Here is a 13,679-nt window from a genome sequence, read left to right as displayed (position 1 = left end):
AGTGAAAACTAAACTAATCCGTACCGCTACAGTAGCGATGTCATTAAATTACCTTCTCAAAGGGCAGTTGTCGTTTTTAAACGAGCACTACGAGGTCATTGCGGTATCCGGAGAGGATCATCATTTGCATGAAGTACGTGAGCGTGAAAATGTACGCACTGAAAATGTTAAAATCCAACGAAATATAAGTCTATTGAAAGATTTAAAATCACTTTGGGTATTGTACTTTTTATTCCGTAAAGAAAAGCCACAGATTGTACATTCCATTACACCAAAAGCCGGTCTGCTTTCTATGTTGGCAGCTAAAATGGCGGGGGTTCCAATACGAATTCATACTTTTACCGGGTTAATATTTCCCGAAAAAAGAGGTTTTTTACAACAGATTTTAATCCTAATGGATTGCTTAATTTGTTTTTGCGCGACTGATATTTTCCCTGAAGGGGAGGGCGTTAAAAGCGATTTGATTAAATATAAAATAACCTCTAAACCATTAAAAATTATTGCTAATGGCAATGTAAATGGTATAGATACCGCTTATTTTTCTGAAGATCAGGTTTTGTTATCAGAACGGGAAGACTTAAAAAAAGAGCTGGGTATTGATAGTAATGATTTTGTTTTTATTTTTGTTGGCCGTTTAGTTGGCGATAAGGGAATCAATGAGTTGGTGTCCGTGTTTAAGGAGGTTACATACCAAAACAAGAACGTAAAATTAGTATTGGTAGGTCCTTTGGAATCAGATTTAGATCGTTTGAATTCTCAAACTTTGAAAGAAATAGAAAATAATGATGCTATACTATCAGTTGGTTTTAAAAAGGACGTTCGTACTTATTTTGCTATTAGTGATGCCTTAGTGTTTCCAAGTTATCGTGAAGGATTTCCAAATGTTGTACTTCAGTCTGGGGCTATGGGTTTACCTGCTATTGTTACCAATATTAATGGTTCGAATGAAATTATAAAGCCAGGGATAAATGGTTTAATAATTGAAGCAAAAGATAAGGTGGCTCTCCAACAGGCTATGCAGGAACTCATGAAAGATAAGCGCTTGTACGAAATACTGAAATTTAATGCGAGAGAGTTTATTACCTCTCGTTATGAACAAAAAATGGTTTGGGAGCATTTATTGTTAGAATACAAAAGAAAGGAGAATGGAGAAAACACAAAAATTAATCCGTGTAACTACGGTTCCTTTATCGCTTAAAATATTGCTGAAAGGACAGCATCGTTTTATATCACAATATTATAAGGTAATAGGAGTGTCTTCTGGGAATTCAGAATTATTTGATGTAGCAAAAAACGAAGGAATTAAAGTAGTACCCATTGAGATGACCCGAGTGATTTCACCTTGGCAAGACTTAAAATCGCTGTGGCAATTGTTTTGTTTTTTTAAAAAAGAAAAACCATTTATTGTACATACGCATACTCCAAAAGCTGGAACCCTTGGGATGTTCGCTGCTAAATTAGCAGGGGTTCCGCATCGGCTACACACTGTGGCTGGATTGCCATTATTAGAGTCTACGGGAGGTAAAAGAAAAGTGTTAAATGTCGTTGAAAGAGCGACATATGCTTGCGCCACTAAAATTTATCCAAATTCGTTTGGGCTAAAGGATATCATCCTTCAAGAAGAATTCTGTAAACCTAATAAACTAAAAGTGCTGGGTAACGGTAGTTCTAACGGGATTGACACCGCTTATTTTAATCCTGAAAATTTTTCACCGCAACAAAACCAGAATTTTAGAAGTAAGTTAGGTATAAATGCAGGTGACTTTGTTTTTATTTTCATAGGGCGTTTGGTAGGTGACAAAGGCATCAATGAATTAATTGAGGCTTTCAAAAACAAATCTTCAGAAATTAAGGATGTCAGGTTGCTGTTAGTTGGGACTTTTGAATCAGAATTAGATCCACTGACACCAGCTACACAACAAGAAATAGCATCCAATTCCAATATTATTTCAGTTGGTTTTCAAAAAGACGTAAGACCTTATCTTGCCATTAGCGATTGTCTTGCATTTCCTAGTTATCGGGAAGGTTTGCCTAATGTTGTGCTTCAGGCAGGTGCCATGGGATTGCCAAGTATAGTCACTAATATCAACGGTAGCAATGAAATTATCATTAATGGACAAAATGGCGTTATTGTTCCCGTAAAGAATACTACTGAACTTCATGATGCGATGATGAAAATGATGAGCGATTGTGATTTTTACAGTCATTTGCAACGCAATGCCAGAGCAATGATTGTTTCACGTTATGAACAACAAGTTGTATGGGAGGGTATTTTATCAGAATATAAACTATTAGAACAAAATGTATAAATCTTTTTTTAAAAGAGTCTTAGATTGTCTGGCTGCATTTTTTGGCTTAGTAGTATTAAGCCCAATTTTTTTCTTCGCTACCGTTGGTTTATTTTTTGCAAACCAAGGTAAACCTTTTTTCTTTCAGTTGCGACCGGGCAAAGACGGGGTAATTTTCAAGATTATTAAGTTTAAAACCATGAATGACAATAAAGATGCAAATGGTAATTTATTGTCAGATGCCCAGCGATTGACTCCCATAGGAAGTTTTGTTAGGAAAACATCCCTTGATGAAATCCCCCAATTAATTAATGTATTGAAAGGGGAGATGAGTTTAATAGGGCCAAGACCGTTATTGGTTCATTATCTGGATTTGTATTCTGATTTTCAAAAAAGGAGGCATGATGTTCGACCGGGAATAACCGGTTGGGCACAAGTGAATGGGCGAAATGCAATATCATGGGATAAAAAATTTGAATATGATGTTTGGTATGTCGATCATCTCTCCTTTATTTTAGATGTAAAAATTCTATTTAAAACTGTTCTGAAAGTCATCAAAAGTGAAGGGATTAATGCGGCTGATACCGCCACAATAGAGCCATTTAATGGAAAATAATATTTATTTATATGGAGCTAGCGGACATTGTAAAGTAATTATCGATGTTTTGCAATCTAATAAACAGGCTATTATCGCTATTATTGACGATGTTCCCAAAATGAACCAAATTTTTACAATTCCGGTTATTTATTCCGGTGCTTTTGTCAAGGAACCCGGGCAAAAGTTTATAGTATCGATTGGAGATAATGCCATTCGAAAAAAAATAGTACATAGAATTGTTAGCGATTACCACATTGCTTTGCATCCTACAGCGGTCATTTCAGAATTTTCAACAATTGGTGCAGGTTCCGTGATTATGGCCGGAGCAATAATTAATGCTGATGCAGTAGTTGGACAGCATTGTATTATCAATACTGCAGCCGTAATTGAACATGATTGTAAAATTGGTAACTTTGTCCACGTTTCGCCTAATGCAGCTTTGGCTGGAGGAGTGACAGTTGGAGAAGGTACACATATAGGAATAGGAGCAATAGTTATTCAGGGAATTAAAATTGGAAAATGGGTAACAATAGGAGCAGGAGCAATACTTCTTAATGATGTGCCAGATTATGCCATTGTGGTAGGGAATCCAGGTAAAATTATAAAATATAACAAAGAACATGAATAAATCAAAAATATGGCTTTCTTCTCCACACATGGGCGGAAGCGAGCAAAAGTATGTACAAGAAGCTTTTGATACCAACTGGGTTGCCCCGTTGGGACCTAATGTAACCGGTATGGAACAGGATTTAGAACAGTATTTGGCCAATGGTTCGGCTGTAGGTGCTTTGAGTTCAGGAACAGCAGCGATTCATTTGGGACTTGTGTTGTTAGGGGTGCAAGCAGGGGATACTGTCTTGTGTCAGAGTATGACTTTTTCTGCATCAGCAAACCCTATATTATATCAAGGTGCCACTCCTGTTTTTATTGACAGTGAATTAGATACTTGGAATTTATGTCCTGTAGCGTTAGAAAAAGCTATTATCAGTGAAATTGTAAAAGGAATCAAACCCAAAGCCATTATCGCCGTTCATTTATATGGTGTGCCTTATCAAATTGAAGCGGTTCGTGCTGTTGCAGATGCCTACAGTATTCCTATTTTAGAGGATTCAGCTGAAGCTTTGGGAAGCAGTTATAAAGGAGAGAAATGCGGTACTTTTGGTGACATTGGTGTTTTGTCTTTTAATGGCAATAAAATCATCACTACTTCAGGCGGCGGAGCTATTGTAACTCCTACAACAGCGCTTAAAGAAAAAGCGATATTTTTTGCCACGCAGTCCAGAGATGTCGCTCCACATTATCAACACAGTGAAATAGGGTATAATTACCGTATGAGTAATATATGTGCCGGCATTGGCCGCGGTCAGATGGAAGTCTTGGACGATCATGTAGCAAATCGCAGAGCGATGCATGATTTTTATGTGGCTATTTTTAACGATATTCCGGGTGTAACTGTTTTTACGGTTCCTAATGCGGATTATTATGCGAATTATTGGCTGAGTGCCATATTGGTTGATCCTGAAAAAACTAATGGCATGACAAGGGAAACGATGCGATTGGCATTAGAAGCTGAAAATATTGAGTCCCGACCGCTATGGAAACCAATGCATTTGCAACCTATTTTTGAGAAATATCCGTATTATGGTACTACAGTTTCTGAAACGTTATTCGAAAACGGACTTTGTCTGCCTTCTGGTTCTAATCTGACAGATGATGACAGGAACAGAATAAAAAGCGTTTTGTTGCATTTGTTTGGTAAGAAAGCGTAATTCATATTTCTATTATTATTATTATTATTATTAATTGTTGGGTATAATTTTAAAAAAAGTTAGGTTGAGTATTTTTTTGTGTAATAAGAAGGAATAAAAAATGCATTGAGAACCGTTTTAATGAAATTCTTCTTGTTCTCCATACAATTTTATTCCCAAGGCTTCGGGAGAAAATGACCCAAACGGACTAAAAATTATCATTGGAATCTAATTGCACCTTTAGAGTTCTGTTTTAATAAATAGTAGCGCATACTTTATTTCCAAATTATTCGTTTTTTGGAACAACATCTAATGATGTAGTAATTGCTTTTTTACTTACATTTGATTCAAATTTAACATTTACAACGTATCACTTAAAAAAAACACCAATTACATTGAGCATTCCTGTAAATAAAAAAGTAACACAGTTCATTTCTGAAATCTTTTCAAAAATGAATAGCAGATTCAATATGCATAATTTAGGCTATTTGCCCAGATGGCTAATCGTATGCATTGATTTATTCGTTTTGATGCTTTCATTCTTTTTTACGTATTTGATTTTTAAAGGAATGGGGTTGGATTATATTACCACGCCATATAGTATCCTATTTATAAGTTCCTTATTTGGAATCAATTTATTTTTCTTTTGGTTATTTCGAACCTATTCGGGTATCATTAGGCATTCCTCTAACATTGATGCCGTTAAATTGCTGTTTTCTCAAATTTCTGTTTTGATTATCTTTCTTGCTTTTAATTTGATAGCTCAAATTTTTCTTAAGCAAAAACCCTATTTGAACACTGCTCTTTTTATTAATATTGTCCTCTCTTTTTGTGGTTTATTTTTGTACCGGGTTGTGGTTAAACAAACTTTTGAACATTATTTTTCAGAGAAAAAAAATAATAATCAACTGATTCGCACAATAATTTATGGAACCGACGCGAACGCCATATCAGTAGCCAATGCATTGAAATTTGAAACTCCAACCCGTTTTAAAATTGTTGGTTTTGTAGACAAAAACAATCAGAATGGTTCAAAAAGGATGTTGGATTTACCCATTTTGGTTCTAAAGAAAAAGCTACCAGCGATGATGCGTTCCATTGGAGCAGAAAGTGTTATTATTGCTGACAAAGCTTTGTCTAAAGAAGAGCAAATCATTATCGTTGATCAATGTTTAGAGTATAATTATAAGGTGTTTACAGTGCCTTTAATTTCAGACTGGGAAAATCAAAAAGAGATTTCCCAAAAAGTAAAAACGATTCAAATTGAAGATCTTCTGGAAAGAAAACCAATTGTACTGGATAACAAGGCTATTTCAAAACAATTGAAAGATAAGGTGATTTTAATTACTGGAGCAGCAGGTTCCATCGGTAGTGAAATAGTGCGGCAAGTGCTCGCTTTTAATCCAAAAAAGATTATTATACTCGATCAAGCCGAGACCCCACTTCACCATTTAAAATTAGAGACCGAAAGTATCGCCACAACGGCAATAATTCGAACCGTAATTGCTGATATTCGCAATAAAGAGGCTATGGATATGGTGTTTAAAATGTATAAGCCTCAGGTGGTCTTTCATGCTGCTGCATATAAACATGTGCCACTGATGGAAGAGAATCCTTGTCAGGCAATTTTTACCAATATCAAAGGAACTCGCAATTTAGCCGACTTGTCTTGTTTGTATAAGGTTAAAAAATTTGTCATGGTTTCTACAGACAAAGCGGTAAACCCGAGTAATGTCATGGGTGCGAGTAAGCGAATAGCGGAGAAATATGTGCAATCTTTACAGCTGAGAGATCATCAGGAGAAAGGTGCTGCTGCCACAAAATTTATTACGACCCGATTTGGTAATGTTTTAGGGTCAAATGGTTCCGTCGTTCCCTTATTTACTAAGCAAATTGCTGAAGGGGGACCGTTGACGATTACTCATAAAGACATTATTCGATATTTTATGACTATTCCGGAGGCCTGTCAACTGGTCTTAGAGGCTGGAGCTATGGGTAATGGAGGCGAAATTTATATTTTTGATATGGGTAAGCCTGTTAAAATTATTGATTTAGCTCGCAAGATGATTAAGCTCGCAGGATTTATTCCAGAAAAAGATATCAATATTCAGATTGTTGGCCTGAGACCAGGGGAGAAATTGTATGAAGAGCTGCTCAATGATACTTCAAAATCAATTCCAACACATCATGCTAAAATTATGATTGCGCAAGAAATTCAGGAAGAGTTTGAGACGTTGCACGCTGATATTAATGAGCTAATCCGTTTAGCGGATTTGTTTAGTAATGACAATATTGTTTCGCAAATGAAAAAGATTGTTCCTGAGTTCAAAAGTATGAATTCGGTTTATGAAGTGTTAGACGAGAAAGGTTAATTTTTACTGGGATAGCTTTGAGGGGTTTTATTGTTCCTTGAAGGTAGGTGATTTAGTCTGCTATGCGGATTGTGTAGTGATTTGATGAGTTGTTTTTGTGGGACGCGGATTAAACGGATAGGCGGATTTTCACGGATTAAAAAGAAAGGTTTAGCCCGCTCTGCGGACTGTTTAGTGGTTTGAGGGATGTTTTTTTGGGACGCGGATTAGGCAGAATTTTACTGATTAAACAAATAGTTTTGGCCCGCTCTGCGTACCGTTTGTAATTATTAAAGTTTTTTTGCCACAGATTATACGGATTAGGCGGATTTTCACTGATTAAATTAATAGATTTGGCCCGCTCTGCGGACTGTTTTGCGGTTTGAAGTTTTATTTTGCTAAATATTTATTCTTTTTTGATGTAGTAACTGTTAATTTAGATCAATTTAGTCCAAAAAGTGCTTTGTATTGTGTCATGGACCGTATTTAAAATTATTAAGAAAAGTTAATTATAACCAATAAGGGAATGTCTATATTTGCTCCCTAAAAAAAATAAAAATACATGAAATACTTTTTTTTACTACAAAGAACACTTCCAATTTTGTTCATAGTGTTGTTGTTCTCGTGCGCTTCGAAAAAAGACATGATTTATTACCAAGACATTGATGCTTTGGGAGCACAAGAGAAATCACCTTCATATGAAATTAAAATACAGCCCGATGATTTATTAATGATTGCAGTTTTTGCTGAAGATCCTGAGATTGCTAAAGCTTTTAGTTTAAATACGTCCAGTGAGACAGCAACTGCTGGAGGTTCGGGATCGGTTTACTTGGTAGATGCCTACGGCTTTATTGATTTTCCGACTTTGGGTAAGATTAAAGTTAGTGGATTCACTAGAACTGAAGTTCTTCATTTATTAGATACTAAATTATCTCAATACATAAAAAAACCGATTGTCAGTTTGCGCATTACGAATTTTAAAGTTTCAGTGCAAGGTGAAGTTAATGCCCCTGGTACCTACCCCATAGCATCCGAGCGAATTACTTTGATTGAAGCTCTTACTCTCGCTGGTGACTTGAGTGTTTATGGAAAAAGAGATAATATTTTAATTATTCGTGAAATAGACGGTATCAAATCATTTAATAGGGTAGATATTACCAAAGCCCAGTTTATGAATTCTCCTTTTTATTACTTAGCTCAAAATGATGTGGTTTATGTTGAGCCCAACCAAAATAAAATAAATGGGGCAGCAGTCAATCCGAGTACTGGCTTGATATTTTCGGTCTTATCTATTTTGATTACTTTGACCACACTAATCATTACTACTTCAAAATAAAACGTTTTCATGGAAAATAATATGTTAAATGAAACTTCAGAACAGGATTTTCAAATTAGGGCTATATTCGATCAATATGCTTCACATTGGAAATGGTTTGTTTTAGGGGCATGCATCAGTTTCTCTATAGCATATCTCTACTTACGCTATACTATACCTCAATACCGTGCTTCGACCACTATTTTGATGAAAGACGAAAAGAAAGGCGGGTTGTCTTCTGAACTAGCTGCTTTTGCTGACATGGGTATCGGAGGCGGGAAAAATAATATTGATAATGAGATTGAAATACTCAAATCCAGAACCTTAATTGAAAATACGGTTCGCAAAATGAATTTGAATGTTGCCTTTGTTGCCCAAGGAAAAATATTGAGTACAAACCTATATAAAGGCGCACCTATAGTAGTCAATTTTATAAATCAAAAATCAGAGTTTTATTCGAAAGCGCGGTCTTATCAATTTACACCCATTTCTGCTACTAGGTTTACATTGGACGATTTAAGCGGTGAGGGAATCATTTTACAACCTAAGAAAGAATATAGTTATGGTCAACCCATAGCCACGAAATATAGTACTTTGGTTATCAATAAATCGCTAAAGAATGCTACTACCTATTTAGAAAATAGTCAGCCAATTCAGATCATTATCAGCCCGCTGGAAGATGTAGCCGGAAGTTTTAGAGCGAGATTGGTTGTTGCACCATTGAGTAAAACGAGCAGTATTGTTGAACTTTCACTTGTGGATCCCGTACTTGAAAAAGCGGAAGATTTTTTAGATAATTTGGTTCAAAATTATAATGCCGATGCTGCAGCTGATAAGAATTTTATTTCCGAAAATACTTCCAGATTTATTGCTAATCGTTTGGCTTTAATTACAGATGAACTGGATGGTGTTGAGAAAAGTGTTGAAAACTTTAAAAACAGCAATCAATTAACTGATATTGAGACGGAAGCCAAGCTTTTTATAGAAAGCTCCAGTGAATATGATAAGTTAGGAGTTGAAGCTGATATTCAATTGAATATTATTTCCTCAATGCTTGATTTTATTAAGAAAAGTAAAAGATCAGACTTGTTACCAACTAACATAGTAAGTGGAGAAGCAACTGAGTTGATTGGTTCCTACAATCAATTGGTTTTAGATCGCAATCGTATTTTAAAATCAGCTACTGAGGCCAATCCGACCGTGATTAAAATAGATGATCAACTTTCCTCTTTAAAATCAACTGTTGCGTCAAGCTTGAGTCGCATGCAGTCTAATTTAAATATCCAAAAAAGAAATTTGAACAGTCAGGAAGGACAGTTTAATAGTAAAATTGGCAAAATACCAGTTCAGGAACGTCAGTTCAGAGTCATTGCCCGACAACAAAAAGTAAAAGAAGAATTGTACCTGTATTTGCTTCAAAAAAGAGAAGAGACAGCTATTTTATTAGCCGCTACAGAGCCTAATGCCAGAGTAGTAGATGCAGCTAAAGGATCAAAAGCTCCTGTTTCGCCTAAAAAGAGTATTATTTATCTTGGGGCTTTACTATTGGGACTTTTGGTACCATTTGGTATTGTTTATTTAATAGATTTATTGGATACAAAAATAAAAAGCCGTTTGGATTTAGAGGGAAAAACATTGATTCCTTTTATTGGAGATGTACCTACATCAGATACACCATCGGAACTGATACAATCTGAAAGTCGCAGCAGTTCAGCGGAGGCGTTGCGTATCATTCGCACTAATTTAGAATTTATGGTCAGTAAGGTTCCTGATGGTCAAGCCAAAACTATTTTTTTAACGTCTACTTTTCCTAGGGAAGGAAAGACTTTTGTTTCGGCTAATTTGGCTGCTACTTTTGCACTTTCCGGTAAAAAAGTATTGCTGATTGGAATGGATATAAGGAATCCAAGGTTGGATGAATATTTGACCTTGCCAGATCGTGGCGTGACTAATTATTTGTCTTCTAAAAATTTAATTTTGGAAGATTTGATTGTTAAATATAATGGGTTTGAAGATTTCCATGTGCTACCTGCCGGTGCTATCCCTCCTAATCCTGCGGAATTATTGATGAATAAGAAAGTGGATACTCTTTTTGAAACTCTAAAAAACCAGTACGATTATATTATCGTTGACACTGCTCCGGTAAGCTTAGTTACTGATACCTTATTAATTGCCAAGTATGCTGATTGTTTTATATATGTCGCGCGTGCTAATTTCTTAGAAAAACGAATGTTAAATATCCCTAATACATTGTACAAAGAGCAAAAATTACCCAATATGTGTTTGCTGCTCAATGATACTGATTCGACAAAAGGCTATGGTTATGGCTATGGTTATGGAGTGAAAGTGGAAAAAAAACCATGGTATAAAAAGGTGTTTTAATTTCTATACAAACTGTTACAAAGACAGTACAACCTAAAAGTTTACAAGATTTTTTATTTTGTAGACTTTTTTTAGTTTAGTAATTATTCGTTGTACACTTTGCTGTACTTCATTTTTGTTGTCCATAAAAATATAGCTAAGGTTGACTTGTAGTACTGTTTACTATTTCCTTCTGTTATTATTATTATTATTATTATTATTATTATTATTATTATTATTGAAAAATATTATTACAATATATTCCGTCATAGATTTCGTTAGTACTTCCAAATGAACTATTTATAATTTATTATATCATTGCTAAAATCTTAGCAAACGAAATTTATTTTATTTTCCTGTTTGTTGGCAGGGAAATATTAGTTTCTAAAAAATAGAGAACCACATCCAATCATTTAAATATATAATTTAAGTATGACCTTTGAAAAAACAACCATACAAGATTTAATACTAATTACTCCAACCGTTTTTGAAGATTCGCGCGGGTATTTTTTTGAAGCGTATAACCGAGCTAAATTTTTAGAAAATGGATTAGCTTATGAATTTATACAAGACAATCAGTCTTTTTCCATCAGGGGGGTGATTCGAGGTTTGCATTTGCAAATTAATCCTTTTGCACAGGCCAAATTAGTTCGTGTTTTACAAGGAGAAATTCTTGATGTGGTGGTTGATTTGCGAAGAAATTCCGCTACATACGGACAACATTTTAGTGTTGTTTTGAGTGCTGAGAATAAAAAACAATTGATGGTTCCGCATGGTTTTGCCCATGGCTTTTCGGTTTTGAGCGAAACGGCTTCCGTGCTGTATAAGGTTGATGGTGCATATGATAAAGCGAGTGAAAGAGGGATTCGCTATGATGATGCTACTTTGGCAATCGATTGGCAGTTGCGTCCCGAGGAAATACTGGTGTCCGATAAGGATTTGATATTGCCGGGTTTTGATGCTATTGATTGGGAGGTTTAGTAGATGTTGAAAGTTTAACGTTTAAAGTTTAACGTTTAACGTTTAAAGTTTAACGTTGTGATAAGTTAATAGTAATAAGATATGAAATCTTAGTTTTATTTAAGCCCGTCGCAGAGGGAGCGATTATTTAGAATTTAACTATTTTGGTAGTAATAAGGAGACTTTAAATTGTAGTATTAAAGATTTTTATTTTAAAGTAGAAAATAAGAGCAAACTTTTCTTTTAGCTCACTAAAATTTTATTTTAATTGGTGTTTGCTTCGCCTGTTCGCTTCGCTCGGGTGTCTGAATCTTCGATTTGCCTTGATGCAAAAGAAACAAAAGATATTCATGGGTTATTAATACTATATAGTTTACTCAAGAATAATCTTTTCTTTTGCCTTGATGCAAAAGAAACAAAAGATCAAGCCTGAAAATAAAAAGCTTAAAAACTACCTTAAAGTGCCGTTCCGCAGCCCGAGCCGTTCGCTTTTCAAGCTCAACTCGCGGACTGCTTCCACTTTACTTTTTCGTTGTTTTTTTATGCTTTTTATTTAAGGGCGGGGGTAGGAGTGGTGAGCGAGGACCTTTAGCTTGAAATTTTCGTTTTGCCCCGGCCCTATAGGGAGACGAAAATTTAGTGCGTTTTAAAATAATATCTTGGTGTTTCTTTTCCCTCCCATTAGGGTTAGGAAAGGAAAAAAAAGAGGGTTTAGTGCATTTAAAGATGTTCTTTTCTTTTGCCTTGATGCAAAAGAAATAAAAATTATTCACGGGTTTCTATTGTTTTTTTTGTATTCATGAATCTTCGATTTCAAGCCTGAAAATAAAAAACTTAAAAACTACCTCAAAGTGCCGTTCCGCAGCCCGAGCCGTTCGTCCTTCGTCCTCAACTCGCGGACTGCTGCCACTTTACTTTTTCGTTGTTTTTTTATGCTTTTTATTTAAGGGCGGAGAAAGGAGTTTTTTTAAGAACTGTTGCTGCATAAAAAGATATTCTTTTCTTTTGCCTTGATGCAAAAGAAACAAAAGATCAAGCCTGAAAATAAAAAGCTTAAAAACTACCTCAAAGTACCGTTCCGCAGCCCGAGCCGTTCGCTTTTTAAGCTCAACTCGCGGACTGCTGCCACTTAACTTTTTCGTTGTTTTTTTATGCTTTTTATTTAAGGGCGTGGGTAGGAGTGGTGTGAAGAGCATTTACGGAATTATTATTATTATTATTATTTCTGAAGAACGATTTTTTCTTTAGCTCACTAAAATTTTACTTTAACTGGTGTTTGCTTCGCCTATTCGCTTCGCTCGGGTGTCTGAATTTTCGATTTGCCTTGAGATGTGAAAGAAACAAAAGATATTCATGGGTTATCAACGCTATATAGTTTACTCAAGAATAATCTTTTCTTTTAGTTCACTAAAATTTTATTTTAACTGGTGTTCACTGAATCTTTGATTTGCCTTGATGCAAAAGAAACAAAAATTATTCACGGGTTTCTATTGTTTTTTTTGTATTCATGAATCTTCGATTTCAAGCCTGAAAATACAAAGCTTAAAAACTACCTCAAAGTGCCGTTCCTCAGCCCGAGCCGTTCGCTTTTCAAGCTCAACTCGCGGACTGCTGCCACTTTACTTTTTCGTTGTTTTTTATGCTTTTTATTTAAGGGCGGGGGTAGGAGTGGTGAGCGAGGACGTTTTGTTTGAAATTTTCGTTTTGCCCCGGCCCTAAAGGGAGACGAAAGTTTAGTGCGTTTTAAAATAATATCTTGGTGTTTCTTTTTCCCTCCCTTTAGGGTTGGGAAAGGAAAAAAAAGAGGGTTTAGTGCATTTAAAGATGTTCTTTTTCTTTTGCCTTGATGCAAAAGAAACAAAAGATCAAGCCTGAAAATACAAAGCTTAAAAACTACCTCAAAGTGCCGTTCCGCAGCCCGAGCCGTTCGCTTTTTAAGCTCAACTCGCGGACTGCTGACACTTTACTTTTTCGTTGTTTTTTATGCTTTTTATTTAAGGGCGGGGGTAGGAGTGGTGAGCGAGGACGTTTTGTTTGAAATTTTCGTTTTGCCCCGGC

At 35.6% G+C, this 13,679-nt stretch carries 10 protein-coding genes; 9 read left to right on the top strand and 1 reads right to left on the bottom strand.

Going from position 1 to position 13,679, the window contains the following annotated elements:
• Position 1 precedes the first annotated feature (1 nt).
• The 9 genes from DR980_RS12425 to rfbC all read left to right on the top strand — a co-directional run bounded on the left by DR980_RS12425 (position 2) and on the right by rfbC (position 11,642).
• The gene (locus DR980_RS12425; protein ID WP_244199301.1) at positions 2 to 1,198 is read left to right on the top strand and encodes a glycosyltransferase family 4 protein; all 1,197 of its coding nucleotides are present in this window, start codon (positions 2 to 4) and stop codon (positions 1,196 to 1,198) included.
• On the top strand, positions 1,146 to 2,309 hold the full coding sequence (locus DR980_RS12420; protein WP_113636632.1) for a glycosyltransferase family 4 protein: 1,164 nt from the start codon (positions 1,146 to 1,148) through the stop codon (positions 2,307 to 2,309). The genes DR980_RS12425 and DR980_RS12420 overlap by 53 nt, the downstream gene beginning before the upstream one ends.
• Entirely contained in the window at positions 2,302 to 2,904 is a 603-nt protein-coding gene (locus DR980_RS12415; protein ID WP_113636630.1) for a sugar transferase, read from the top strand. Before DR980_RS12420 ends, DR980_RS12415 begins: the two co-directional genes overlap by 8 nt.
• Entirely contained in the window at positions 2,894 to 3,514 is a 621-nt protein-coding gene (locus tag DR980_RS12410; protein ID WP_244199300.1) for an acetyltransferase, read from the top strand. The genes DR980_RS12415 and DR980_RS12410 overlap by 11 nt, the downstream gene beginning before the upstream one ends.
• Positions 3,507 to 4,655 (top strand): DegT/DnrJ/EryC1/StrS family aminotransferase, encoded by a 1,149-nt coding sequence (locus DR980_RS12405; RefSeq protein ID WP_113636628.1) that lies wholly within the window; start codon positions 3,507 to 3,509, stop codon positions 4,653 to 4,655. Before DR980_RS12410 ends, DR980_RS12405 begins: the two co-directional genes overlap by 8 nt.
• 431 nt (positions 4,656 to 5,086) lie before the next feature.
• Positions 5,087 to 7,006 (top strand): polysaccharide biosynthesis protein, encoded by a 1,920-nt coding sequence (locus DR980_RS12400; protein ID WP_113636814.1) that lies wholly within the window; start codon positions 5,087 to 5,089, stop codon positions 7,004 to 7,006.
• A 541-nt stretch (positions 7,007 to 7,547) separates the two neighbouring features.
• A complete protein-coding gene (locus DR980_RS12395; protein WP_113636626.1) occupies positions 7,548 to 8,321 on the top strand; it encodes a polysaccharide biosynthesis/export family protein in 774 nt (257 codons plus the stop codon).
• 9 nt (positions 8,322 to 8,330) lie between these two features.
• Entirely contained in the window at positions 8,331 to 10,682 is a 2,352-nt protein-coding gene (locus DR980_RS12390) for a GumC family protein (RefSeq protein WP_113636623.1), read from the top strand.
• A 411-nt stretch (positions 10,683 to 11,093) separates the two neighbouring features.
• Complete coding sequence (gene rfbC / locus DR980_RS12385; protein WP_113636621.1) at positions 11,094 to 11,642, top strand: dTDP-4-dehydrorhamnose 3,5-epimerase; 549 nt, start codon at positions 11,094 to 11,096, stop codon at positions 11,640 to 11,642.
• Positions 11,643 to 12,532: 890 nt separating this feature from the next.
• Here rfbC and DR980_RS12380 read toward each other — a convergent pair.
• Positions 12,533 to 12,817: a hypothetical protein gene (locus DR980_RS12380; protein ID WP_113636619.1), complete on the bottom strand. Its 285-nt coding sequence runs from the start codon at positions 12,815 to 12,817 to the stop codon at positions 12,533 to 12,535.
• Between the last annotated feature and the right edge of the window lie 862 nt (positions 12,818 to 13,679).

Source organism: Flavobacterium psychrolimnae (genome assembly GCF_003312425.1).
Lineage (GTDB): Bacteria > Bacteroidota > Bacteroidia > Flavobacteriales > Flavobacteriaceae > Flavobacterium > Flavobacterium psychrolimnae.
The sequence above is the reverse complement of the archived record's forward strand: the minus strand, read 5'-3'. Positions and strand labels throughout refer to the sequence as shown.